Genomic DNA, 25,666 nt, shown 5'->3' on the forward strand with positions numbered 1-25,666 from the left:
CTAATCTTTTGTATATGAGAAATATGATAACCGGTATTATTAGCATATTATGCTATTTACAATGTTTTGGAACTTTATCAGCCTCAGTGACTGCTAAAAATGAAAATGGAAACTTTGTATTAAAAAACAAGAATGTTGAATTAGTGTTTGCCAACGGAAAAGAATTCTTATTCAAGGAATTCCGCATGGATGGCATGAACATATTGCCTGTAGATGGAAGTACAACACATCCGTGGCAACTAATCTATCGGGGTCCCAACGGAGAGAACCCGACCTTAATGCCCCGATGGGGCGAATATAAAGGAGGCGAGATACAAAAAACTCAAGATGCCTCAACATTAATATTCACCTGGCAAATGGTTATAGATGCAGGACCGACGTGTCCGGTACGCATATTAGTCACATTAGGTAAAGATGCCGAACTACCGGAATGGCGCATTGAAGCAGAAATGCCGGAAGGATGGGTGATTACAGAATCTGAATTTCCCCGTATTGCTGTAAACAGACCGGAAGGAGCAAAAGGAATTCTTCCTGTCGGATTCGGGACCGAATACACAATCGGCAATGAAGGACAACTGCAATCACGTTATCCTTCGTGTACAGGCACAATGCAATTAGTGCTGATGCATCATAAAGGAGGCACAGTCTACTTTGCCGCACAAGACAAAGGGGGATCTGGCAAAGTATTCAGAATGAAAAGTGAAGGAAAAAGTCTTGTATTTATTCAGAATGTGACAACATCCTATGCCTGGACTCAAAACAAGAAGTTCTGCATTCCTTGGGAAACAGTGATGGGATTTACCCAAAAGGGATGGCAGGACGCTGCAGTACAATGGTATCGTCCATTTACTTTCGAAACACTGTGGGGTGCAAAAACTATTTCAGAACGTCCTATAGCAGAATGGATCAAAAACGCTGATATGTGGCTACGGCCGGGAGAAGTAAATGCTGAAACAATGGAAGCAGTACGTAAAGCGATGAAATACTATGGAAAAGGAGTCGGATTGCATTGGTATTATTGGCACAATCATCGTTTCGATACTAAATATCCGGAATACTTTCCCGAAAAAGCAGGATTCAAAGAAATGATTAAAGAAACACAGGAACTTGGAGGATTTATTACTCCATATATTAACGGTCGTCTATGGGATCCAGCAACAGACAGCTATAAAACGCTTAATGGTAAAGATGCCTCTTGTCGCAAAGCTGATGGTACATTATATACAGAAGTATATAGCTCAAAGGTATTAAATACTGTAACCTGCCCAGCTTCTTATATTTGGAGAGATGTGCTGAAAGGAGTCAACAAACAGATATTAACTGAACTAAAAACGAACGGTGTATATATGGATCAGATAGGTTGCGCCAACAGCGAACCCTGCTATGCAACCAACCACGGACATGCACCTGGCGGTGGTGATTGGTGGCCTTTTGCCTACCGCAGTTTACTCACCGAAATGCGCACAAATCTATACAAAGAGAACCAAGCCATGACAACAGAAGAAAATGCAGAGTGCTATATTGACCTGTTTGACATGATGTTAGTTGTCAATTCTCCGCACAACAGCTATACAAAAATGGTTCCGTTGTTCCCGCTCATTTATTCTGACCGTTGCATCTATAGCGGATACACCTACATCCCTTGGCGTATCACAGACGGTTCTTTGAATTTCATGAGTATGCGTAGTCTGTTATGGGGTTCTCAGTTAGGATGGGTAGAGCCCAGTCTGTTGATGCGCCCAGATGCGAAAAGGGAAGCTAAATTTCTGAAAAATCTGACAGATTTCCGCCGTCAACAACATGATTTATTCTTGGGAGGCCGTTTTATACAGGAAATAATTCCAACTGGTGATAACCCAACGCAAGAGATACCCAACTATGAAATAACTCCGGTAGTATTAGCGGCAGAATGGGCTAGTGTATCAGGCGAACACGTATACCTTATAGTAAACATGAGTGAACAAGAACACAAGGTTACACTGCCTAATAAAAAACAAATAACCGTTAAAGCACTTGATGCGATCAGAATCAGCAAATAAACAGTCTTTGTAATCAAACAATAAATAGTACAGTAAAATGAAACAGATTATATTTATAGCAATATTATTAACATGTGCCTTCGGAGCCTGCTCAAGTGACAATGACGGCGACGAACAGTCTGCAAGCGTACAAGCACCTTCAGACATAACCATAGAAAGAATGGGAAAAACCAAAGTATTACTACGTTGGAAAGACAATAGTAATAATGAAACCGGATTCAGCATCTTATTAAGAAAAGCAGATACCAGTGAAAATATAGAAATAGCCAAGGTATCCGCAAATGTCACAGAATATACAATCGAAAATGGTCTGGAAGAAGGAAACATATACTATTTCGGAGTAAGAGCATTCTCGGCTACGAATACTTCACGTGCCATTTACGAGCTCTATCGGTTGGTAGCCCTCGGTGACGAGCCAAGCATCGCAATCATAGGAAGTATCAAAGCAAACTCAACTTGTATCAGTTCCTCTTATCAAGTGACAAACATAGCTGGACAAACCAACGTAAAATATGGTTTATGCTGGAGTACCGAAAACACACCCACTATCAATGATCAAAAGCAAAACGGACCGGAAGTTGCTGAAGACGGAAAAGTATTTCAAGTGATTCCGAATACCTTACTCGACTATGGCAAATCCTATAAAGTACGTGCCTTCCTGACAACCTCTACCGGTACTTATTACAGTGCAGAGTCGACTGTTTCCTTGGAAACAGAGCCACAAGCGATCCAATTGACATGGAATAAACTGACTAAGTCTACATTGCCGGCAGAAATCGAACTGTACGAAACCACCAGTAACTTAAATGGTAGTAATTTCCATGCATGGTACGCCATTGGTGATCTCTCTACCGGTAAGGTAGAAGTACGTGTCCACATACCATCTTCTCCCGCAACCATCGACACGCAATCTGCATCATTCAATGGAGACTGTTATTTATTGGTCAATGGAGGATACTTCTATAATGGAAACCATACAGGAATAGCTGTTATCAATTCCATTAAATTGGGCTCTGTTTCAGCCGTTCGGGGGTCACTAAAAACTGGCGATACAGAATACAACAGTATGTATAATGTGACAAGAGGAACATTCGGCGTAGATGCTTCAGGCAAACCGAATGTTGTTTGGACAGGAACGGATGCCTCCAGTAATGTTTTCTATTTCGACCGTCCTTTGCCATCTGTCAAAGGAGAAAATAAATATGGAATTGTCACTAATGAAAATCCGACTACCGCAATTAGCTGGAGTCCTAAATATGCTTTAAGTGCAGGTCCTGTATTACTGAAAGACAAAAAAATCCCATTCGATTTTACAGAGACATCAAAGGGCACAGATTACTATCTCAGTAACTATGAAATCATTCCGTATGACATTTTCGGAGCGAATGTAACCCCGGACCGTACAGCAATCGGTTATCGTGAAGATGGAAAAGTGGTCATATTCATATGTGACGGACGTATTACCGCCAGTGGTGGAGCTACTTTAACAGAACTGGCACAAATAATGAAAGGATTAGGCTGTGTAGGAGCTATTAATCTTGATGGCGGAGGTTCTACCGGAATGGTTGTAGGAGACGAACACTTGAATGACATGACCGGAGGAAACCGGGCAGTCGTTTCTACAATTGGATTCTTCAAGAAAAATTAGCCCAATCCGGATATTCATAAAAGCTATAGCAATATACATAGTAAGTTTCTTTTTATGTATATTGCATTGCTTTTATAAACAACCATTTATTATGAAAAGACATATCATCATTTTGCTCATTACATTCTTGTGCTTGCCGGAATATCTGGAAGCTCAATTAAAATATTATGATGCTGCCAAGTTTCCATTGTATGGTAAAGCCACAAAGAATACAGAAAATCGCTACGAACGATTGCCGGATTCATTAAAGCATGTCTCTCGTAAACCGGTATGGAATTTAAGCAGAAACTCCGCAGGATTAGCAATCAGATTTTGCTCCAATTCAACAACAATAGCCACCAAATGGGAGAATTTGAATAATAACCTGATGAATCATATGACACCTACCGGTACTAAAGGACTCGATCTATACACATGGGTAGACGGAGCATGGAGATTTGTGAATAGTGGGCGCCCCACCGGAAAAGTGAATCAAGCTACAATTATAGCAAATATGGAACCGGTCGAGCGAGAATATATGCTATATTTACCTCTTTATGATGGAGTAATTTCATTGTCCATCGGAATAGACGCAGAAGCATCTATATCAGTACCTCGAACGGCAATTCCAGTACGGACTAAACCAATCGTTTTTTATGGAACAAGCATTCTTCAAGGTGGCTGTGCCAATCGTCCTGGGATGGCACATACCAATATTATTTCCCGCCGTCTCAATCGAGAAATCGTCAATTTGGGATTCAGTGGAAATGCACTTTTAGACTACGAAATAGCCGAAGTAATGTCCTCAGTAGATGCAGGAGTGTATGTACTAGACTTCGTCCCTAATGCTTCCTCCGATCAGATATATGAGAAGATGGAAACCTTCTATCGCATACTTCGGGATAAGCATCCACGCACTCCGATTATATTTATTGAGGACCCCGTATTCACTCATGCTCTGTTCGACAAGAAAATAGCTATCGAAATAAACAAAAAGAATAAAGCCGTCAACAGTGTCTTCAAATCTCTAAAAACAAAAGGTGAAAAGAATATATACATAATTTCTTCCGAAAAGATGCTTGGAGAAGATGGAGAAGCAACAGTAGACGGTATTCATTTCACAGACTTAGGAATGATGAGATATGCAGACCTTGTTTGTCCGGTTATAAAGAAAGTATTAAAAAAATAATTTACTATGCAGTACATTAAGCAGATAATGTTATTGGTTATACTAACGATTAGTTGGAAATGCCAGGCAGAAGAAGTAAAAGAAATTTGGCTGGACGAGTTAGGCGAAAGTTCTTATTACATACAGGATTGGGGACTCCCCCGAATCAACAAAGCAGTCACTATGACGCCATTGACTGTGAAAGGCATCGTCTATGAACGCGGCATAGGAACTCATGCAATCAGCCGTATGCTCTTTGATATCGGAAAAAAAGCCAAGACGCTTTCCGGATTAGCAGGTGCAGATGACAATACCCCATTTGCTTGTAATCTTCAGTTCAAGATATTAGGAGATCGGAAAGAACTATGGAGAAGCGGAATTATGAGAAAAGGAGATCCTGCCAAACCTTTCAATATCGATTTATCAGGAATAGACAAAGTTTTATTATTGGTAGAGGAATGCGGAGATGGAATGATGTACGACCGCGCTGATTGGCTGAATGTCAAATTCACAACTCTCGGTGACGTACAGCCCATTCCTGTATGGCCCAAGCCCATTGCCAAAGAAAAATACATATTGACTCCACAAAGTCCGGACGCTCCACAAATCAATAACCCACTGACTTATGGCGCTCGTCCCGGCAATCCTTTTCTCATGCCAATTATGGTTAGCGGCAAACGACCTATGACCTATAAAGCCAAAGGACTTCCGAAAGGATTAAAGTTAAACCGGAAAACAGGACTCATCACCGGAAGCACGAATACAAATGGTAACTTTAAGGTCCGCCTACAAGCGACAAATGAGAAAGGAACAGATGAAAAGGAGATCACACTGAAAATAGGTAGCGAGATTATGCTTACTCCTCCTATGGGCTGGAATAGCTGGAACTGCTGGCGATTTGCAGCTGATGACCAAAAGGTACGTGATGCTGCCCGAATCATGCACGAAAAGCTTCAGGCCTACGGATGGACTTATGTGAACATAGATGACGGATGGGAAGCCGATGAACGTACACCCGAAGGTGAACTCCCGGCTAACGAAAAATTTCCGGACTTTAAGACACTTACTGACTACATTCACTCGTTAGGGCTGAAATTCGGAATCTACTCTTCACCAGGTTGGACGACCTGCGGCAGGCATATAGGCAGCTGTCAGCACGAATTGACAGATGCAAAAACTTGGGAAAAGTGGGGAGTAGACTATTTGAAATACGATTATTGCGGTTATGCTGCCATTGAGAAGAACTCGGAAGAGAAAACGATTCAAGAACCATTTATCGTCATGCGCAACGCTTTAGATCAGATAAAACGGGATATCGTATATTGTGTCGGATACGGAGCTCCCAATGTATGGAACTGGGGAGCGGAAGCCGGAGGTAATTTGTGGCGAACAACCCGTGATATCAACGACCAATGGAATATTGTAATGGCAATCGGATGTTTCCAGGATGTTTGCGCATACGTATCAGCACCTGGAAAATATAACGATCCGGATATGTTGGTAGTAGGCAAATTAGGACCGGGATGGGGTGCAAAATCCCACGATTCGGACTTAACCGCTGACGAACAATATGCACATATCTCCCTATGGTCCATCCTTTCCGCCCCATTATTGCTTGGTTGTGACATGACTGCCATAGACGATTTCACGTTAGGTCTTCTGACCAATCCGGAAGTGATTGCAGTCAATCAGGACCCACTGGTAGCCCCTGCTACTAAGCTCACAGTTCCCAACGGACAAATATGGTATAAAAAGTTATACGATGGTTCCTATGCACTCGGCTTCTTCCAGATGGATCCCTACTTCATTTTATGGGATCAGGATAAAGCAGTAAATATCCAGCAACAAAAATATAACTTTAACTTTGCCCTTAATCAGTTGGGCATCCAAGGTAAAGTCAAAATCAGAGACTTATGGAGACAAAAAAACTTAGGAATATTCAGTGGTAGTTATGAAACTTCCATCCCCTACCACGGTGTCTCCCTAATTAAAATAACACCTATAAAATAAAAGCAAATATGAAACGTATTCTATTTATTCTCTTTCTCTGTTGTATAGGTAGTGGTCTTGCTGCTTGCCAAGACGAAGACCACACGGTCCCTACCCTCCCATCCGGGAATGATCCGGAAATAAACGATCCAGTCGTAGAATTCTATGATTGGGAAAAGAACCGCACCGAGTTACTGACATCTACAGATATGGTGTTACTTTATGGCGGAGGACATCATCGCACTCCCTATACATGGGATAAAGAACGTGTAAGTTCTTATATCAGATATGTAGATACCGACAATCAATCCCACTGGCTATTCGACAGCTTCCTCTTTTTGGAAATTATGGACACAGGTACAGGAGGCGCTAATAAAATGTTCGCCAAAGGGTACAATCTGGAATCAGCCAATCAAGCAGACTGGACGAAACTTATAGACTATTACTTCCAATCTGAAACAGGAATCGGAGCATTAGATGCATCAGTCAAAGAGGCCTCTGCCATTTTGGGAACCCCACGGCAGAAACGTCAGATTGTGATCAGTATACCAGAGCCCATTGTCTACCAACACCCGGAACAAGCATCCTCATCAACCAAGTATTGGGGGAAAATTGATAACCAGACGCTTGACTTTTCCAACTCTGCCGACCGAATTAAAGCCTGCAAATGGTATATCGATCAGGTACGTGCCAAGTTCAATGAAAAGAACTATCAACATGTAGAATTAGCGGGATTTTATTGGCTTGCCGAGAAAGCGACCGACACCCGTGACATTTTAAATGCGGTTGCCATCTACCTGAATAAACTAAAATATAGTTTCAACTGGATCCCCTATTATGGAGCAGATGGATATAATCAGTGGAAATCACTAGGATTTAATTATGCTTATTTCCAGCCTAATTATTTCTTCAACGAATCCGTCCCCGATTCTCGTCTGGAAGATGCCTGCCAGAAAGCACTCACGTATGATATGCACATGGAACTGGAATTTGATGACAATGCTCTGAATAGCAGAGGAAAGGCTTATCGTTTGAAAAACTATATGAGTGCATTCAAGAAACATGGCATATGGGAGAAAAAACGCCTTGCCTATTATCAGGGAAGTGCATCCCTACTTACACTAAAAAAATCAGGGAACGCAGCCGATACCCAACTCTATCATGAGTTCTGCAATTTTGTCATCAGCCGCCCCATCCGGAGTTCACATTAGTATAAACAGTTTAATCATCGCCATTCTATGAATCATAAATACCTATACTTACTCCTGCTATTTTTGATAGTCAGTTGCCAACGCAATGTAGAAACAGGCCCTCCTGTATTAAAAGAAATGTGCCAAAGATTATTTCCCCGGCATGCCCAGTCGTTTCTATTCGAGTTACTGACAGATTCTATTGATACAGACCGTTTTATACTGGAATCGAGTCAAGGGAAAATACGGATAAAAGGAAACAATCGTAACTCATTGGCTGCCGGTTTGAATCATTATCTGAAAAACTACTGTCATACCCATGTTTCCTGGTATGCCTCAGAGACAGTGGAAATGCCTGATGTACTACCGGAGATACCTCAGCCAGTATATATCCGTTCCAAATGTGACAATCGTTTTTTTCTCAACTATTGTACATTCGGTTATACTATGCCCTATTGGAAATGGCAGGACTGGGAACGACTGATAGACTGGATGGCATTAAACGGAGTCACCATGCCTCTTGCTATTACCGGACAAGAATCCATTTGGTACAAAGTATGGACAGACATGGGTTTGAGCGACGAACAGGTTCGCTCATACTTTACAGGGCCAGCCCATCTTCCCTGGCATCGGATGTCCAATGTCGATTTCTGGCAAAGTCCACTACCTCAATCCTGGCTAAAGGATCAGGAGGAATTACAAAAACGTATTCTCGAAAGAGAACGTGAGTTTGATATGACTCCTGTATTACCAGCATTTGCCGGTCATGTACCAGCCGAATTAAAAACAATTTATCCGAATGCAAAAATCTATCAGATGAGTCAGTGGGGTGGCTTCGATGAAAAATACCGCAGTCATTTTATTGATCCGATGGACTCATTATACTCAATCATTCAGCGCCGTTTTCTGGAGGAACAAACCAAAGTATATGGTACTGACCATATTTATGGAATCGATCCTTTCAATGAAGTCGACTCTCCTGACTGGAGCGAGGATTTTTTAGCCAATGTTTCAAGCAAGATTTACGAGTCGATTCATCAGGTAGACTCAGCAGCCCAATGGTTACAAATGACCTGGATGTTCTTCTATGACAAAAAGAAATGGACTCAACCCCGTATCCGTTCCTTTCTAAAAGCAGTACCGGATAACAAACTGATATTACTCGATTACTATTGCGATCATACAGAAATCTGGCGAAATACTGAAAAATATTACGGGAATCCCTATATTTGGTGTTATCTGGGTAATTTTGGCGGCAATACGATGATAGCAGGCAATCTGAATGATATTGATTTCAAGATTAAACGACTCTTCAAGGAGGGAGGAGACAATGTCTATGGCTTGGGAGCAACTCTTGAAGGCTTTGATGTAAACCCTCTTATGTACGAATTTGTTTTTGACCAGGCATGGGATTATCCTGTCACTACCGACCAATGGATAACCAACTGGTCCATGTGCAGAGGAGGAAATCAGGATGCCAATATCATCAAAGCGTGGAGAGCCTTGCATCAGAAAATTTATACCGAACATGCCACATGCGGCCAATCGGTATTAATGAACGCACGCCCCAGACTAACGGGAACTAAAAGTTGGAATACAAACCCCGGCATACATTACGCAAATAACGACTTATGGCAAATATGGAAAGAGCTACTAAAAGCCCGGAACATCAACAATAGTGATTTTCGCTTTGACGTAATCAATATCGGAAGACAAGTACTAGGAAACTTGTTCTCCGAATATAGAGATCAGTTTACCGCTTGCTATAACCGGAAAGATACAACAGGCATGAGAGAATGGAGTACCCGTATGGACAACCTCTTGCTTGACGTAGACCGCCTCCTTTCCTGTGACGCGACTCTATCCATCGGGAAATGGTTACAAGACGCCAGAAACTGTGGTGCAACCGTGTCGGAAAAGGATTACTATGAAGAAAATGCACGCTGTATCCTGACCGTATGGGGGCAACAGGACACCCAACTGAATGACTATGCCAATCGAGGCTGGGGCGGACTTACCCGAAGCTTCTACCGGGAACGTTGGAAACGTTTCACAGACGGAGTCATCGCTGCTGTTTCGGAAGATAAACCTTTTGACGAAGACAAATTCCACCAGGACATTACGCAATTTGAATACAACTGGACATTACAGAAAGACTCTTTCCCTATTGTTTCAGAGGAAGACCCGATTCAAATAGCAGACAGTCTTATCTTAAAATACGATACGTACTTTACCAAAGCACAATAATGAAGGCGGACATTCGACAAACAGGCGCTTCAAAAGATACGTTTTTTGAATGTAGCTTTTCGTTTTTCACAGAGAAGAAAGAAATCGAATGTACTACCTTTGTTTTATCAATTATATAAATACATACTATAAAAGACCAATTTATGGGAAACAATCAACCTTCGGCAAGAAAAAAAACTTATTATATATCTCTGGCTATTCTAGCCGGTATGTTCTTCATATTCGGATTCGTATCATGGGTCAATTCCATACTGATTCCATACTTCCGTATTTCTTGCGAGCTTACCCATTTTGAATCCTATTTTGTAGCCTTTGCTTTCTATATAGCATACTTTGTCATGGCCATTCCTTCGGGCATTCTATTGAAGAAAGTAGGATTTAAAAAAGGAATCATGTATGGCTTTATGCTGACTGCTTTGGGAGCCTTTATCTTTGTCCCGGCAGCTCTGGCACGGCAATTTGAAATATTCCTCATCGGCTTGTTTTCTATTGGCACCGGCCTGGCTATTTTGCAGACAGCCGCCAATCCTTATGTCACCATTATCGGCCCGATAGATAGTGCAGCACGACGTATCAGCATCATGGGAATCTGCAATAAAGTGGCAGGAATTATCTCCCCGCTCATATTCGCTGCCCTTATTCTGAAAGCAAACGACAGTGAACTCTTTGCATTAATTGAATCCGGTGCACTGGACGAAGCAGCAAAGAACGCCATGCTCAATGAATTGATACAACGTGTCATTATCCCATACATTATTCTGGGCATCATCTTACTGCTGACAGGTATCGGTATCCGCTACTCCGTATTACCGGAAATAAATACTGACGAGCAGAATGCCACTGATGAACAGGACAATAAACATACTGACAAAAAAAGCATTCTCGACTTTCCATACCTCATATTAGGTGCATTGGCCATTTTCTTTCATGTAGGTACACAGGTTATAGCCATTGACACTATAATCAATTACGCCAACTCTATGGGGATGGATTTACTGGAAGCAAAAGTATTCCCTTCTTACACACTGGGATGCACAATGATAGGATATATACTTGGTATCATCCTTATCCCTAAATACATTTCCCAGAAAAATGCACTGATAGGGTGTACATTACTAGGTTTGGCTCTCTCATTCGGAGTGGTATGGGCAGACTTCGATATGACATTATTCGGTCATCAAGCCAATGCTTCCATCTTCTTTCTGAATGCTTTAGGTTTTCCCAACGCTCTGATCTATGCAGGAATATGGCCTCTTTCCATTCATGGGTTAGGCAAATTCACCAAAACCGGTTCCTCTCTGCTGATTATGGGATTATGCGGCAATGCCATCTTACCTTTGGTATATGGTCACTTTGCCGACCAGTACAGTTTGCGTATCGGTTACTGGGTACTTATTCCTTGCTTTATCTATCTGGTATTCTTTGCCATCAAAGGGCATAAAATCAACTCCTGGAGATAAAACTGAACGTAAGACATTAAAAATTAAAAAAATGGAAAGACTGATTATTATCAATGGGGAACTAATACTCCCTACCGGCATCGAAACCAATAAAATAATGGTTTGCCGGAATGGTAAGATAGAACAGATTGTATCATCCGAAGCATATATTCCTCAAGCTGACGACCGGATCATAGATGCCAACCAACAATATGTCTCCCCAGGATTTATCGATATACATGTTCACGGTGGCGGAGGTCATGACTTTATGGATGGAACCGTAGAGGCCTTTCTGGGAGTAGCCGAAACTCATGCCAGATATGGAACAACAGCCATGGTACCTACAACACTGACCAGCACAAACGAAGAGCTAATGACGACCTTTGCCGTTTATCAAAAAGCCAAAAGTCTTAATAAAAAAGGTGCCCAATTTATCGGGCTGCATCTGGAAGGGCCCTACTTCTCGCCTAAGCAGTGTGGAGCCCAAGACCCCAATCATTTGAAAACGCCTCATCCGGACGAATATAACACAATACTGGAAGCTTCACAAGATATTGTACGATGGAGTATTGCTCCGGAACTGGCAGGAGCAATTGAACTGGGGGAAAAGCTCAATAGCTGTCACATTCTCCCATCCATCGCACATACCGATGCCATTTATGAAGAAGTGGTAAAAGCATACGAAGCAGGGTATACTCATATCACTCATTTATATTCAGCGATGTCAACCATCACCCGTAGAAATGCCTATCGCTATGCAGGTGTGGTAGAGGCAGCTTATCTGATTGATGGTATGACAGTAGAAATCATTGCGGACGGCATTCATCTGCCCAAACCTTTACTACAATTCGTATATAAGTTCAAGGGGGCCGATAAAACAGCACTTTGCACAGATGCCATGCGAGGTGCGGGAATGCCGGACGGTGAATCCATATTAGGCAGCCTGACCAACGGTCAGAAAGTTATTATTGAAGACGGAGTAGCCAAGCTTCCCGACCGTTCGGCATTTGCCGGAAGCGTAGCTACCGCCGATCGTTTGGTAAGAACCATGATAAATATAGCCGGCATACCCCTAATCGATGCTATCCGAATGATAACCCTTACCCCCGCCCGCATTCTGCATGTGGATTCCCCAAAGGGTTCTTTGGAGGAAGGTAAAGATGCCGACATCGTCATCTTCGACAATCAAATTAACGTAACAACAACTATATCAAAAGGCCATGTTATCTACAATCAATGAAACATACCTGTTTCAACAAGATCTATTAACAGTCAAAATGTTCCCTTCTATCCAACAGATGGGGAAATGTGCTGCGACAGAAGTTACTAACAAAATATGCGAACTTCTCAAAGAGAAAGCTGAAATCAATATGATTTTTGCCGCAGCTCCTTCACAAAATGAATTCTTAAGTCATCTTATTCACAGTAAACAGATTGACTGGAGCAGAATCAACGCTTTCCACATGGATGAATACATCGGCATTCATCCGGAAGCCCCACAAAGTTTCGGAAATTTTCTCCGTCAGCGCATCTTCGACAAAGTCCCGTTCAAGACTGTAAACTATCTGAACGGACAAGCAGAAAACCTTGAAGAAGAATGCAAACGTTATTCCGAATTGCTGCTTCGTCATCCTGTCGATATTGTCTGTCTGGGAATTGGAGAAAACGGTCATATTGCATTCAATGATCCGGATGTAGCCAATTTCAACGACTCCCATTTAGTTAAAGTAGTAGAACTCGACCCGATATGTCGCCAGCAACAAGTGAATGAAAAATGCTTTGAAGCATTCGACCTTGTTCCTGCTAAAGCACTGACTCTTACCATTCCAGCCTTATTAAAAGCGGACTGGATGTTCTGCATTGTGCCTTTTAAAAATAAAGCCAATGCAGTATACAACACTCTTTATGGAGAAATTTCCGAAAAATGTCCGGCCAGTATATTACGCAAAAAAGAAAATTCTTGTTTATATTTGGATCCTGAAAGTGCAGAACGAATAAACTTATAAATACATATGAAAAATATCTTATTTATCCTCCTTGCTTTCTTGTCTGTCAGCTTCAGACTATATGCGCAGGATGTAATTAAAATAGGAATTATCGGGCTCGATACTTCCCATTCTACAGCTTTCACCGAGCTACTGAACGGAGACTCTGACGATAAGTTTGTCAAAGAGTTCGAAGTCGTAGCAGCTTACCCTTATGGTTCAAAGACTATCCAGTCCAGTTACGAACGAATTCCCGGATATATAGAAGAGGTCAAGAAACACGGTGTGGAGATTACATCTTCCATAGCGGAATTGCTTGACAAGGTAGATTGCGTCATGCTTGAAACAAACGACGGTAGAATCCACCTCGAACAAGCAATGGAAGTATTCAAATCCGGAAAAATATGCTATATCGACAAGCCTATTGGAGCGACATTGGGACAAGCTATTGCCATTTACGAAATGGCGGAGAAATACAATGTGCCTATCTTTTCTTCTTCTGCACTCAGATATTCTCCACAGAATCAAAAGCTGAGAAACGGAGAGTTCGGCAAAATTCTGGGAGCTGACTGTTATTCTCCTCACAAGGTAGAACCGACTCACCCCGATTTCGGTTTTTATGGCATTCACGGAGTAGAAACGCTTTATACTCTTATGGGAACCGGTTGCGAGTCAGTCAACCGTATGTCTTCCCAAGATGCTGATGTAGTGGTAGGCCGTTGGAAAGACGGGCGGATAGGTACTTTCAGGGGAATCAAAGAAGGTCCGGCCATTTATGGCGGTACAGCTTATACCCCCAAAGGTGCAATAGCAGCAGGAGGATATGAAGGTTACAAAGTTTTGCTCGATCAAATACTCACTTTTTTCAAGACCGGAGTAGCTCCGATTTCGAAAGAAGAAACAATTGAGATATTCACTTTTATGAAAGCTTCCAATATGAGCAAAGAGCAGAACGGCAAAATCGTTACCATGGAGGAGGCATACCGAAAAGGGCTGAAAGATGCACAAAAGCTAATTAAAACCTACAAATAAAAATAGCACATGAGGTACACATACAGACACATCGGGATCCTGACCATCTCATTAATAGTTGCTTCCTGCTCCTTTTCCAAAAAGCAGGCAAACAACAGTCATGACAAAAATATGAATCCGAACGTAAAAATAGTGGTCCTCGACCCAGGACATTTTCATGCCAGTCTGTTGCAAAAGAATCCGCTGGCCTCAGTGAACGACACAATTCGGGTATATGCTCCCGAAGGAGCGGAAGTCAAACAATATCTGAACGACATAAATAGCTATAATCAACGGGCGGAGAATCCCACATCCTGGAAAGAAGAAATATATATTGGGGGCGATTATCTTTCCAGGATGCTTTCCGACCGTCAAGGAGATGTAGTCGTGCTTGCCGGAAACAACCAGAAAAAAACAAACTATATTCTGGAAGCTATCAAAGCAGGATACAATGTGCTTTCCGACAAGCCTTTGGCCATTAACAAGAAGGATTTCGACTTACTGATTCAAGCATATCAATTGGCAAAGGAAAGGAAATTACTCCTTTACGACTTGATGACTGAACGATATGACATCCTGAATATCATCGAAAAATCATTACTGAACAATCCGGATCTTTTTGGTGAATTGCAAAAAGGGTCTTTGAATGATCCGTCAGTTTCTATGGAAAGTGTTCATCATTTCTTTAAGAATGTATCAGGCAAGCCACTGATTCGTCCGGTATGGTATTATGACACAGAGCAACAAGGAGAAGGTATTGCAGATGTAACCACTCATCTTATCGATCTGGTCAACTGGCAATGTTTCCCCAACGAAACCATCCGTTATCAGTCGGATGTAGAAGTATTGAAAGCCAGACATTGGCCTACCCGCATTACATTACCTGAATTTTCGCAATCGACGCAGGCTGACACCTTCCCCGCCTTCTTGAACAAATATATCAATAATAATGTGCTGGAAGTTTTAGCGAATGGTAGCCTAAATTACACAGTAAAGGGGATTCATATAGGTATGAAGGTTATCTGGAATTACACTCCTCCAAGTGATGGTGGCGACACTTTTACCTCCCTTAAGAAAGGAAGTAAGGCTACATTGAAAACAATTCAGGACAAAGAAAGCGGTTTTGTGAAACAACTCTACATCCAAAGAGCTGCAGAGTCTGATCACTCCGAATTTGAGAGCCAGTTGCAAAAGGCCATCAAACAACTGCAGGCGACCTATCCGTTCCTATCCGTCAAAAAAATGAATGAAGGACTTTATCTGATTGATATACCACAGGCGGACAGGCTGGGACATGAAGCTCACTTCAGTAAAGTAGCAGAAGCATTCCTTGGCTATTTGCATGATAAAAATATGCCAGAATGGGAAAACGAGAATACAATATCTAAATATTATATTACCACTACAGCTGTAGAGCTGGCAAAGAAAGAGAAATAAAAAAGACCGCAGACACGTGTTAAGAAGTGAAATAAAATATTATGCAGATGAATCCATGTTTCATGGATTCATTCCTCATGTTATGGGGACACGTCTTGATATCCTGATGATTCACTCCAACCTTCCCCTCCTAAACATGCTTTGGGCACATATTACCGACGAGTTAGAAAGGTTGGATAAGATGTTGAATCGATTTGATGCCACAAGTGAAGTATCAAAGCTAAACAGCCATACACAACAAGATTCAGTTTCTGTCAGTGCGGAATTGGAAGATATCCTACGGTCATGCCAATATTATTATGAAAAGACTCTTCATCTTTTCGACATCACATTAAACGATTTCTCACAAATACAAATTCACGGCAATCACCATATCTCTTTTAGCAACTTTTCCGTAACACTTGATTTTGGAGGTTTCGCGAAGGGATACGCCTTAAAAAAGATTCAAGAAATCCTCTTGCGGGGAAATATAGAGAATGCTTTCGTCGATTTTGGCAACAGTTCGATTATGGGAATAGGACACCATCCTTATGGAGACTGCTGGAAAGTCAGTTTGCAGAATCCTTACACTCAACAAACTCTTGACGAATTTTGCCTTACTGACAATACGTTGTCCACTTCCGGGAATACGGAACAGTACACCGGACATATTATAAATCCGCTTACAGGAATCTACAACGAACAAAAAAAAGTTACGAGTATCTTATCAGACAATCCGCTGGATGCAGAAATACTCAGTACAGTCTGGATGATTGCCGACGACCAACAACGGGAACAGATCAACGAGAACTTCAAACATATAAAAGGAACTATATATACTCTATAAAATATGAGAAACAAAATAGAAAAAGGAGTCGATTTGAATCTCAGACAATTCATCAAAAGTCTGGGATATATCGCAGGAGGAACTGCACTGCTGGCAAGCACACCCTGGCTGTCTTCCTGCACACCCGAAAAGCTTAAAGAAATCCGCAACGAGAAAGCCCGGATCGCTTTAATTGGTACAGGTTCCAGGGGACAGTATCATATCCACAATCTAAAGGAGATTCCCCATGCCCGGATTGTTGCCGTTTGTGACAATTATGCTCCTAACCTCCAACAAGCAGTAGAGTTATGTCCGGGTGCCAAAGCATACACTGACTACCGGAAGCTTTTGGAATCGGCAGATATTGACGGCGTAATCATCTCTACTCCGTTGAATTGGCATGCCCCCATCGTACTGGATGCCCTGGCAGCCGGCAAACACGTATTCTGTGAAAAAGCCATGGCACGGACTTTAGACGAATGCAAAGCTATATATGATGCTTATCAAACGACCAACCAGGTTCTCTACTTCTGTATGCAGCGTATGTATGACGAGAAGTATATCAAAGGAATGCAAATGATTCATTCCGGACTCATCGGAGATGTGGTAGGAATGCGCTGCCATTGGTTCAGAAATGCAGACTGGCGCCGTCCCGTCCCCTCACCGGAACTGGAACATCAAATCAACTGGCGATTGTACAAAGAAAGCTCAGGCGGATTAATGACCGAACTGGCCTGTCACCAACTGGAAGTATGCAACTGGGCAGCTAAAAGAATGCCGGTAAGCATCATCGGTATGGGAGACATCGTCTACTGGAAAGACGGTCGCGAAGTATACGATAGCGTAAATGTGACTTACCGATACTCCGACGGAACCAAGATTGCCTACGAATCGTTGATTTCCAATAAGTTCAACGGTATGGAAGACCAGATCCTCGGGCACAAAGGTACTATGGAGATGGCAAAAGGTATCTATTATCTGGAAGAGGACCATTCAACATCGGGCATCCGGCAACTTATCGGACAGGTTAAGGATAAAGTATTCGCTGCTATCCCGACAGCCGGACCCAGTTGGAGACCGGAAACAAAAATGGAATACACGCCACATTTTGTTATTGAAGGAGACATTAACGTCAACAACGGGCTGAGCATGATCGGAGCCGACAAAGATGGTTCCGATATCATTCTCTCTTCTTTCTGCCAATCATGTATCACTGGAGAAAAAGCACAAAATGTGGTAGAAGAAGCCTATTGCTCCACCGTACTTTGCCTGCTTGGCAATCAAGCAATGGAGGAAGAGCGACATATCCTTTTCCCCGACGAATATAAAATACCATATATGAAATTTTAAATTATGAAAGATATCATCATCACCTCCCAAAAAATTAAAAGGGAAAGAAACATTTATCTGATATGCTTTCTTCTCTCTTTTGCAATCAATATTATTGCAATCCTTGTCTATACACGTCCGTGGATTGAAATATTCACTCAACTGGGGTATGTGCTCGTTATCAGTTTTTTCATCTATTTCATACTATGGATTCCGCGTATACTCATTATCGGGTTACGCCATCTCCTTCGAAAAAAGAAGTAACAGCTTTACGTTTTTTGAAGATTGATTGACGGAAAAGAAGTCTGATATCAGTTAATAACAGCTTAACTTTGAGGAAAAATAAACACTATGACAACAAGAAGAGATTTTATCAAAAAAACAGTTGCAGGCACGGCCGCCCTTTCCTTGGGAAGCATTATTCCCGGCTTCGGTTCAAATAGTTATCAGGAAATCCTGGGTGCGAACGAAAAAATACGAATCGGAGTCATTGGTGTAAACTCCAGAGGTAATGCCTTGGCACAAGGATTTGCCAAGATGAAAGGTTGTGAAGTTACTTACCTTTGTGATGTTGATTCAAGAGCACTTGAAAGATGTCAGGCAGATATTCATAAAATAAGCGGACGCACTCCCAAAGGAGAAAAAGATATCCGCAAAATGCTGGAATCGGACGATTTTGAGGCGGTAGTCATTGCCACGCCTGACCACTGGCATGCCAAAGCAGCCATTATGGCTATGCAAGCAGGAAAGCATGTTTATCTGGAGAAACCGACCAGCCACAATCCGGCAGAGAATGAAATGTTAGTCAGGGCGACGCTTAAATATAACCGGATTGTCCAAGTCGGCAACCAGCGTCGTTCGTGGCCGAACGTTATCAAAGCAATAGAAGAGATTAAGTCTGGGACAATCGGGAAAGTAAGATATGCCAAGTCCTGGTATGTCAACAACCGTCCTTCCATAGGCACAGGAAAAGTGGTTCCTGTACCCGACTATCTGGACTGGGATTTATGGCAAGGTCCTGCACCACGGGTACCCAATTTTAAAGACAATTATATTCATTATAACTGGCACTGGTTCTGGAACTGGGGTACCGGTGAAGCATTGAATAACGGAACTCATTTCGTTGATATCCTCCGTTGGGGGCTGGGCGTTGATTATCCGACAAAGGTAGATTCTGTCGGAGGACGTTATCGCTTTCAAGACGACTGGCAAACTCCGGATACACAACTCATCACTTTCCAGTTCGGCGACGAAGCATCCTGCTCTTGGGAAGGGCGTAGTTGCAACAGCACACCGGTAGACGGATACGGAGTAGGTACCGCTTTCTACGGAGAAACAGGCACCCTTTTCATCAGTGGAGGCAATGAGTACAAAATAACAGACTTACAAGGGAAAGTAATCAAAGATGTAAAAAGTAACTTGAAGTTTGAAACTGGTAATTTGCTAAATCCATCGGAAAAGCTGGATGCTTATCACTTCGAAAACTGGTTTGACGCCATCCGCAAAGGTGGTAAGCTGAATTCCGGCATTGTAGATGCCTGCATCAGTACTCAGTTAGTACAGTTAGGCAATATCGCGCAGCGTGTAGGTCATTCTTTAGATATTGATCCGGGAAGCGGACGTATTCTGAATGATCTGGAAGCTAACAAGCTCTGGGGCAGAGAATACGAAAAAGGTTGGGAAATACGGGTATAACCCCGCCCTTCTCTTCCTCGTTTTTTCATTAGGTTATAGTTTTGTTGGAGGGTATGTCAAAAGTAACTAAACTCCCCTCCTTCGGGAAGGAAGGGTGGCTGAAAGCCGGGGTGGTAGGTGTACTGTACAATTGAATATCAATAGTTTATGTATTCACCTACCACCTCCCCCTACGGGGACTCCTCCTTCCTGAAGGAGGAGAATTTTGTTACTATTGACTCTGACACACGCTCCTTCTTTGTATCATAAAGCGAACAGAGTTTATGTTATCATATTTCACCATATAAGCGCATCCGTGGCAGAGATACTGCAACACCCCGACCAAGCTCCCATGAAAAACTTCAACCTTTTATTTATAAACCAGACAAACGTTTCTAATAAATTCCTGCATCGTTTATTATAAACGTCCCCCCAGTTTATTATAAACTCAAATTCCCCTTTTCAAAGATTAATCTTTAATTTTATGCAACAAAAAAGGCTGCAAACCCGCTAAGAGTTCGCAGCCCATCAATGATAAATGAGTCTCACAGAGTCTGTTTTCTCAGACTTCCGTTCTTTATATTGTCAGTATATCATACCAAATTAAAGGCATATACTTCCTATCAGATGCAGCAAAAAACAATTCTTTTTTCATTGGTTCAGGTTTTAATTAAAGCTGGATAGCCGACTACAAATATACAACATAAAAAGGGCTTTGTCAAGTCTTCGGGAAGTTTACACAAGAAAACAAAGGATTACTGAAGCTGTCAGCATCATAAAAACGTGAGTTCTTTTCGTCCTCATATTGAATTTATTTCGTATTTTTGCGTGCACATCCTCCTTTTTTTGATGGATAGAAGAAAATTTGTTGTTAAAGCAAAGCGAAGATTGATATATGAGTGACGAAATCAACGAGATAACGGAAGGACATTCAGACTACAAACCGGCGGACGCGCGGGACGAAAACGTAAAGCATCAGTTAACAGGCATGTACCAGAATTGGTTTCTGGACTATGCTTCTTATGTGATTCTGGAACGTGCCGTTCCCCATATCAATGACGGTTTGAAGCCTGTACAACGACGTATTCTACATTCCATGAAGCGTCTGGACGACGGGCGGTATAACAAAGTGGCAAATATTGTGGGACACACCATGCAGTTCCATCCGCACGGTGATGCTTCTATCGGCGATGCACTGGTACAGCTGGGGCAGAAAGACCTGCTGATAGACTGTCAGGGTAACTGGGGTAATATACTCACCGGTGACGGTGCGGCAGCTCCCCGTTATATCGAGGCACGCCTTTCCAAGTTTGCGCTGGACATCGTATTCAATCCAAAGACGACCGAATGGAAGCTGTCTTACGACGGCAGAAACAAGGAACCGGTCACCCTCCCCGTGAAGTTCCCGCTATTGCTGGCACAGGGAGTGGAAGGTATCGCCGTCGGACTTTCATCCAAGATATTACCTCACAACTTCAATGAACTTTGCGACGCCTCCATCAGCTATCTGCATGGAGAATCGTTCCAGCTATATCCCGACTTCCAGACAGGCGGTTCCATCGACGTAGCCAAATACAATGACGGAGAACGCGGCGGAGCGGTAAAAGTACGCGCCAAGATCAACAAGCTGGACAACAAGACACTCGCCATCACGGAGATTCCGTATGGCAAGACCACCTCTACCGTCATCGACTCCATCCTGAAAGCTGTTGACAAAGGAAAAATCAAGATACGCAAAGTAGACGATAATACAGCCGCCAACGTAGAGATACTGGTACACCTGGCACCCGGAACTTCATCGGACAAAACGATCGACGCACTGTACGCCTTTACCGACTGCGAGGTAAGCATCTCACCCAACTGCTGTGTGATTGATGACAGCAAGCCTCACTTCCTCACCGTCAGCAAGGTACTGAAAAAGTCGGCAGACAACACACTGGGACTGCTGAAACAGGAACTGGAAATCAAGAAAGGGGAAATACTGGAATCACTCCATTTCGCTTCCCTCGAAAAAATATTTATCGAAGAACGAATCTATAAGGACAAAGAGTTCGAGCAATCCAAAGACATGGACGCCGCCTGCGCACATATCGACGACCGCCTGACTCCTTTCTACCCGAGCTTTATCCGTGAAGTGACCAAAGAGGATATTCTCAAACTGATGGAAATCAAGATGGGGCGCATCCTGAAGTTCAACACCGACAAAGCCGATGAACTGATCGCCCGTATGAAAGAAGAGATCGCCGAAATCGACGATCACCTCGCTCACATCGTGGACTATACCGTAAACTGGTATCAGATGCTGAAAAGCAAATACGGAAAGAACTTCCCGCGCCGCACTGAACTGCGCAACTTCGACACCATCGAAGCCGCCAAAGTGGTAGAGGCCAACGAGAAACTCTACATCAACCGCGATGAAGGATTTATCGGAACAGCACTGAAGAAGGACGAATTTGTCGCCAACTGTTCGGATATCGATGACGTGATCGTCTTCTTCCGGGATGGTAAATATATCGTCACTCCGGTAGCCGACAAGAAGTTTGTGGGCAAAAACATACTTTACGTCAATGTATTCAAGAAGAATGACAAACGCACCATCTACAATATCACTTACCGGGACGGCAAAGAAGGAACGACGTATATCAAACGTTTTGCCGTGACAGGTGTGGTCCGCGACCGTGAATACGATGTCACGCAAGGAACGCCGGACTCACGCATCACTTATTTCAGCGCCAACCCGAACGGAGAAGCCGAAATCATCAAAGTGACATTAAAGCCGAACCCGCGTGTAAGACGAATCATCTTCGAACGTGATTTCAGTGAAATCAGCATCAAGGGACGTCAGGCACAGGGAGTGATCCTCACCCGACTGCCGGTGCATAAGATTACCCTGAAACAGAAAGGAGGCTCTACCCTCGGAGGACGAAAAGTCTGGTTCGACCGCGATATCCTGCGCCTCAACTACGACGGACGGGGTGAATATCTGGGAGAATTCCAAAGCGACGACACCATTCTGGTAGTGCTCAACAATGGCGAGTTCTACACCACTAATTTCGATTTGAGCAACCACTACGAAGATAATGTCAGCATCGTCGAGAAGTTCGACCCGAACAAGATATGGACTGCCGCGCTTTATGACGCCGACCAACAGAACTATCCGTATCTGAAACGTTTCTGTTTTGAAGGTTCCAACCGCAAGCAGAACTATCTGGGAGATAACAAGAATACCCGTCTGATCCTGCTGACTGATGAGTACTATCCTCGTCTGGAAGTCATATTCGGCGGACACGACAGTTTCCGTGAAGCGATGGTAATTGACGCGGAAGAATTTATTGCAGTCAAAGGCTTCAAGGCAAAAGGAAAGCGTATCACTACTTATACGGTGGATACCATCAACGAACTTGAACCGACCCGTTTCCCGGAACCGACTAACGAACAACCGGAACAACCGGAAGAAGAACCGGAAAATCTGGACCCGGACAGCGATAAGAGCGAAGGGGACATCATCGATGAGATTACGGGACAGATGAAGCTGTTTTAGCTAATGTATACATGCGGTAAAAAATACCCAATGTGCCAATGAAGAAAAACTTATTATACTTAGGGCTGACAGGATACCTCCTGTTCGCCCTCTGCACAAGATTACAGGCGCAGACCGACAGTCTGCAAGCACATCGCTACGTAACACGTGCCACCATGTACGGAGTCGGATTTACCAATGTGTTCGACACCTATCTTTCGCCTCAGGAATATAAAGGAATAGATTTCCGTATTTCCCGCGAGACGATCCGGATGACAAAGTTGTTCGACGGGAATGTTTCTGTGCAGAACTTCTTTCAGGCAGACGTCGGCTATACACACAACCGCGCAGACAACAACAATACCTTCTCCGGACTCGTCAACTGGAACTATGGCCTCCATTACCAGTTCCGCCTCACCGAGAACTTCAAGTTACTGGCAGGAGGACTGTTTGACGTCAACGGAGGATTTGTCTACAATCTCCGCAATTCGAACAATCCGGCTTCAGCCCGGGCATACGTCAATCTGGACGCTTCGGGAATGGCTATCTGGCATTTGAAAATCAAGCGCTATCCGATGGTACTCCGCTATCAGGTCAACGTACCGATGATCGGACTTATGTTCTCACCGCACTACGGACAGTCTTATTACGAAATCTTCTCACTGGGCAACTCCAGTGGAGTTATTCAATTTACCTCTCTCCACAATCAGCCGTCCCTTCGTCAGATGCTTTCTGTCGATCTCCCGATAGGATACACCAAGATGCGTTTCAGTTATCTGGCAGACTTGCAACAATCCAATGTTAACGGAATCAAGACACATACCTACTCTCATGTATTTATGGTAGGATTTGTGAAAGACCTGTATCGGGTTTCCAACAAAAAAGGAGCGAATCTGCCTCCGTCGGTGAGAGCGTACTAGGAGAAGTGGAGAGTGGAGAATTTATGGACAAGAACTGAAAGATTAAGAATGAGAAATAGAATTATACAACTACTTTTACTGCTCTGCTGCCTCCCGATACAGACGGGGTGCATCGGAGAAGATGATTACGCTGATGATCCCGTAGGAAACTTCGAGCAACTATGGAAGATCATTGACGAACGGTATTGCTTTCTGGACTCGAAAGGTATTGACTGGGATGCGGTTCATGAGAAATACAGCAAACTGATTGTACCGGGTATGTCCAATGACGACCTTTTCGATAAACTCAGCGAGATGCTCTATATCCTGAAAGACGGTCATGTCAATCTTTCATCTGCCAAGCGTGTCTCTTATTACGACGCATGGTATCAGGGGTATCCGTGGAATTATCGGGAGGATATTCTTTACCAGTATTACCTGGGCAGTGCCAGCAAGGACTACTATACATCGGCGGGGATGAAGTACAAAATATTCGACAATAATATCGGATATATCCGCTACGAAAGTTTCAGTTCCGGGGTCGGCGATGGCAATCTGGATGAAATCCTTGTCTATCTGGCAACCTGCAACGGACTGATTATCGATGTACGCGACAACGGAGGAGGTAATCTGACTAATTCTTCCCGCATTGCCGCCCGATTTACCAATAGTAAAATCCTGACCGGATTCATACAGCATAAAACGGGAACAGGACATAGTGACTTTTCCCAACCGGAACCGATCTACCTGGAACCTTCCAACAGCATCCGCTGGCAGAAGAAAGTCGTTATACTGACCAACCGCCGTTGCTACAGTGCAACCAATGATTTCGTCAATCTGATGCGCAGCATAGACAATGGCAAGATCATCCAGGTCGGTGACCAGACAGGTGGCGGTTCGGGACTTCCTTTCACATCGGAACTGCCGAACGGATGGAGCATCCGCTTCTCCGCCAGTCCTCATTTCGACAAAAATATGCAGCCGCTGGAAGAAGGTATTTTGCCTGATATAGCTATCGATATGACTGAGGATGACCAATCTAAACATAGGGACACACTGATTGAAAAGGCTTTTGAAATCTTAAGTGAGTAACTTTGTTGCCTAATTATTTGTCAAATCAGAAAATCTTCCTATCTTTGCACCGCTAAACAAAAAGCGACGCATGCGGATGTGGCGTAATTGGTAGCCGCGCCAGACTTAGGATCTGGTGCCGTGAGGCGTGTAGGTTCGAGTCCTATCATCCGCACACATTTATATAAACTAGAAAGCCTTCAAGAAATATCTTGGGGGCTTTTTAATTGATTACA

General features: G+C 43.1%; 18 protein-coding genes and 1 tRNA gene. All 19 read left to right on the forward strand.

The window, feature by feature from the left end:
* The first annotated feature begins 14 nt into the window (after nucleotides 1–14).
* The 19 genes from DW640_RS10020 to DW640_RS10110 all read left to right on the forward strand — a co-directional run bounded on the left by DW640_RS10020 (nucleotide 15) and on the right by DW640_RS10110 (nucleotide 25,605).
* A complete protein-coding gene (locus DW640_RS10020) occupies nucleotides 15–2,039 on the forward strand; it encodes a DUF6259 domain-containing protein (protein ID WP_233525436.1) in 2,025 nt (674 codons plus the stop codon).
* Between the two features lie 37 nt (nucleotides 2,040–2,076).
* Nucleotides 2,077–3,687: a phosphodiester glycosidase family protein gene (locus DW640_RS10025; protein WP_117578003.1), complete on the forward strand. Its 1,611-nt coding sequence runs from the start codon at nucleotides 2,077–2,079 to the stop codon at nucleotides 3,685–3,687.
* 91 nt (nucleotides 3,688–3,778) lie between these two features.
* Nucleotides 3,779–4,855 (forward strand): SGNH/GDSL hydrolase family protein, encoded by a 1,077-nt coding sequence (locus DW640_RS10030; protein WP_008767104.1) that lies wholly within the window; start codon nucleotides 3,779–3,781, stop codon nucleotides 4,853–4,855.
* A 27-nt stretch (nucleotides 4,856–4,882) separates the two neighbouring features.
* On the forward strand, nucleotides 4,883–6,844 hold the full coding sequence (locus tag DW640_RS10035) for an NPCBM/NEW2 domain-containing protein (protein ID WP_370448180.1): 1,962 nt from the start codon (nucleotides 4,883–4,885) through the stop codon (nucleotides 6,842–6,844).
* Nucleotides 6,845–6,852: 8 nt separating this feature from the next.
* Nucleotides 6,853–8,034 carry a DUF4855 domain-containing protein gene (locus tag DW640_RS10040; protein WP_008767106.1) on the forward strand — a complete coding sequence of 394 codons (1,182 nt, stop codon included), beginning with the start codon at nucleotides 6,853–6,855 and terminating at the stop codon, nucleotides 8,032–8,034.
* 27 nt (nucleotides 8,035–8,061) lie between these two features.
* Nucleotides 8,062–10,260: an alpha-N-acetylglucosaminidase gene (locus tag DW640_RS10045; protein ID WP_011108899.1), complete on the forward strand. Its 2,199-nt coding sequence runs from the start codon at nucleotides 8,062–8,064 to the stop codon at nucleotides 10,258–10,260.
* A 143-nt stretch (nucleotides 10,261–10,403) separates the two neighbouring features.
* Nucleotides 10,404–11,720 carry a sugar MFS transporter gene (locus tag DW640_RS10050; RefSeq protein ID WP_117578005.1) on the forward strand — a complete coding sequence of 439 codons (1,317 nt, stop codon included), beginning with the start codon at nucleotides 10,404–10,406 and terminating at the stop codon, nucleotides 11,718–11,720.
* 31 nt (nucleotides 11,721–11,751) lie between these two features.
* A complete protein-coding gene (gene nagA, locus DW640_RS10055; RefSeq protein WP_117578007.1) occupies nucleotides 11,752–12,939 on the forward strand; it encodes an N-acetylglucosamine-6-phosphate deacetylase in 1,188 nt (395 codons plus the stop codon).
* Nucleotides 12,920–13,705, forward strand: coding sequence for a glucosamine-6-phosphate deaminase (locus tag DW640_RS10060; RefSeq protein WP_008762537.1), 786 nt, complete (start codon nucleotides 12,920–12,922; stop codon nucleotides 13,703–13,705). Before nagA ends, DW640_RS10060 begins: the two co-directional genes overlap by 20 nt.
* Before the next feature lie 6 nt (nucleotides 13,706–13,711).
* Entirely contained in the window at nucleotides 13,712–14,716 is a 1,005-nt protein-coding gene (locus tag DW640_RS10065; protein ID WP_008762536.1) for a Gfo/Idh/MocA family protein, read from the forward strand.
* A gap of 9 nt (nucleotides 14,717–14,725) precedes the next feature.
* Nucleotides 14,726–16,132 (forward strand): putative oxidoreductase C-terminal domain-containing protein, encoded by a 1,407-nt coding sequence (locus DW640_RS10070; protein WP_062695801.1) that lies wholly within the window; start codon nucleotides 14,726–14,728, stop codon nucleotides 16,130–16,132.
* A gap of 55 nt (nucleotides 16,133–16,187) precedes the next feature.
* Nucleotides 16,188–16,958, forward strand: a complete 771-nt coding sequence (locus tag DW640_RS10075) for an FAD:protein FMN transferase (protein WP_008767111.1) — start codon at nucleotides 16,188–16,190, stop codon at nucleotides 16,956–16,958.
* A gap of 3 nt (nucleotides 16,959–16,961) precedes the next feature.
* Complete coding sequence (locus tag DW640_RS10080; RefSeq protein ID WP_008767112.1) at nucleotides 16,962–18,287, forward strand: Gfo/Idh/MocA family protein; 1,326 nt, start codon at nucleotides 16,962–16,964, stop codon at nucleotides 18,285–18,287.
* Between the two features lie 3 nt (nucleotides 18,288–18,290).
* On the forward strand, nucleotides 18,291–18,530 hold the full coding sequence (locus DW640_RS24385) for a hypothetical protein (RefSeq protein WP_008767113.1): 240 nt from the start codon (nucleotides 18,291–18,293) through the stop codon (nucleotides 18,528–18,530).
* 87 nt (nucleotides 18,531–18,617) lie between these two features.
* A complete protein-coding gene (locus DW640_RS10090) occupies nucleotides 18,618–19,961 on the forward strand; it encodes a Gfo/Idh/MocA family protein (protein WP_055229075.1) in 1,344 nt (447 codons plus the stop codon).
* Nucleotides 19,962–20,835: 874 nt separating this feature from the next.
* A complete protein-coding gene (locus DW640_RS10095; protein ID WP_048696320.1) occupies nucleotides 20,836–23,481 on the forward strand; it encodes a DNA gyrase/topoisomerase IV subunit A in 2,646 nt (881 codons plus the stop codon).
* A gap of 38 nt (nucleotides 23,482–23,519) precedes the next feature.
* On the forward strand, nucleotides 23,520–24,380 hold the full coding sequence (locus tag DW640_RS10100) for a DUF3316 domain-containing protein (protein WP_008762529.1): 861 nt from the start codon (nucleotides 23,520–23,522) through the stop codon (nucleotides 24,378–24,380).
* 48 nt (nucleotides 24,381–24,428) lie between these two features.
* Nucleotides 24,429–25,451 carry a S41 family peptidase gene (locus DW640_RS10105; protein WP_011108892.1) on the forward strand — a complete coding sequence of 341 codons (1,023 nt, stop codon included), beginning with the start codon at nucleotides 24,429–24,431 and terminating at the stop codon, nucleotides 25,449–25,451.
* 72 nt (nucleotides 25,452–25,523) lie between these two features.
* Nucleotides 25,524–25,605 (forward strand) — tRNA-Leu (locus tag DW640_RS10110).
* Nucleotides 25,606–25,666: the final 61 nt, after the last annotated feature.

The sequence above is a fragment of the Bacteroides sp. AM23-12 genome (assembly GCF_003434395.1).
GTDB classification, from domain to species: Bacteria; Bacteroidota; Bacteroidia; order Bacteroidales; family Bacteroidaceae; genus Bacteroides; species Bacteroides thetaiotaomicron.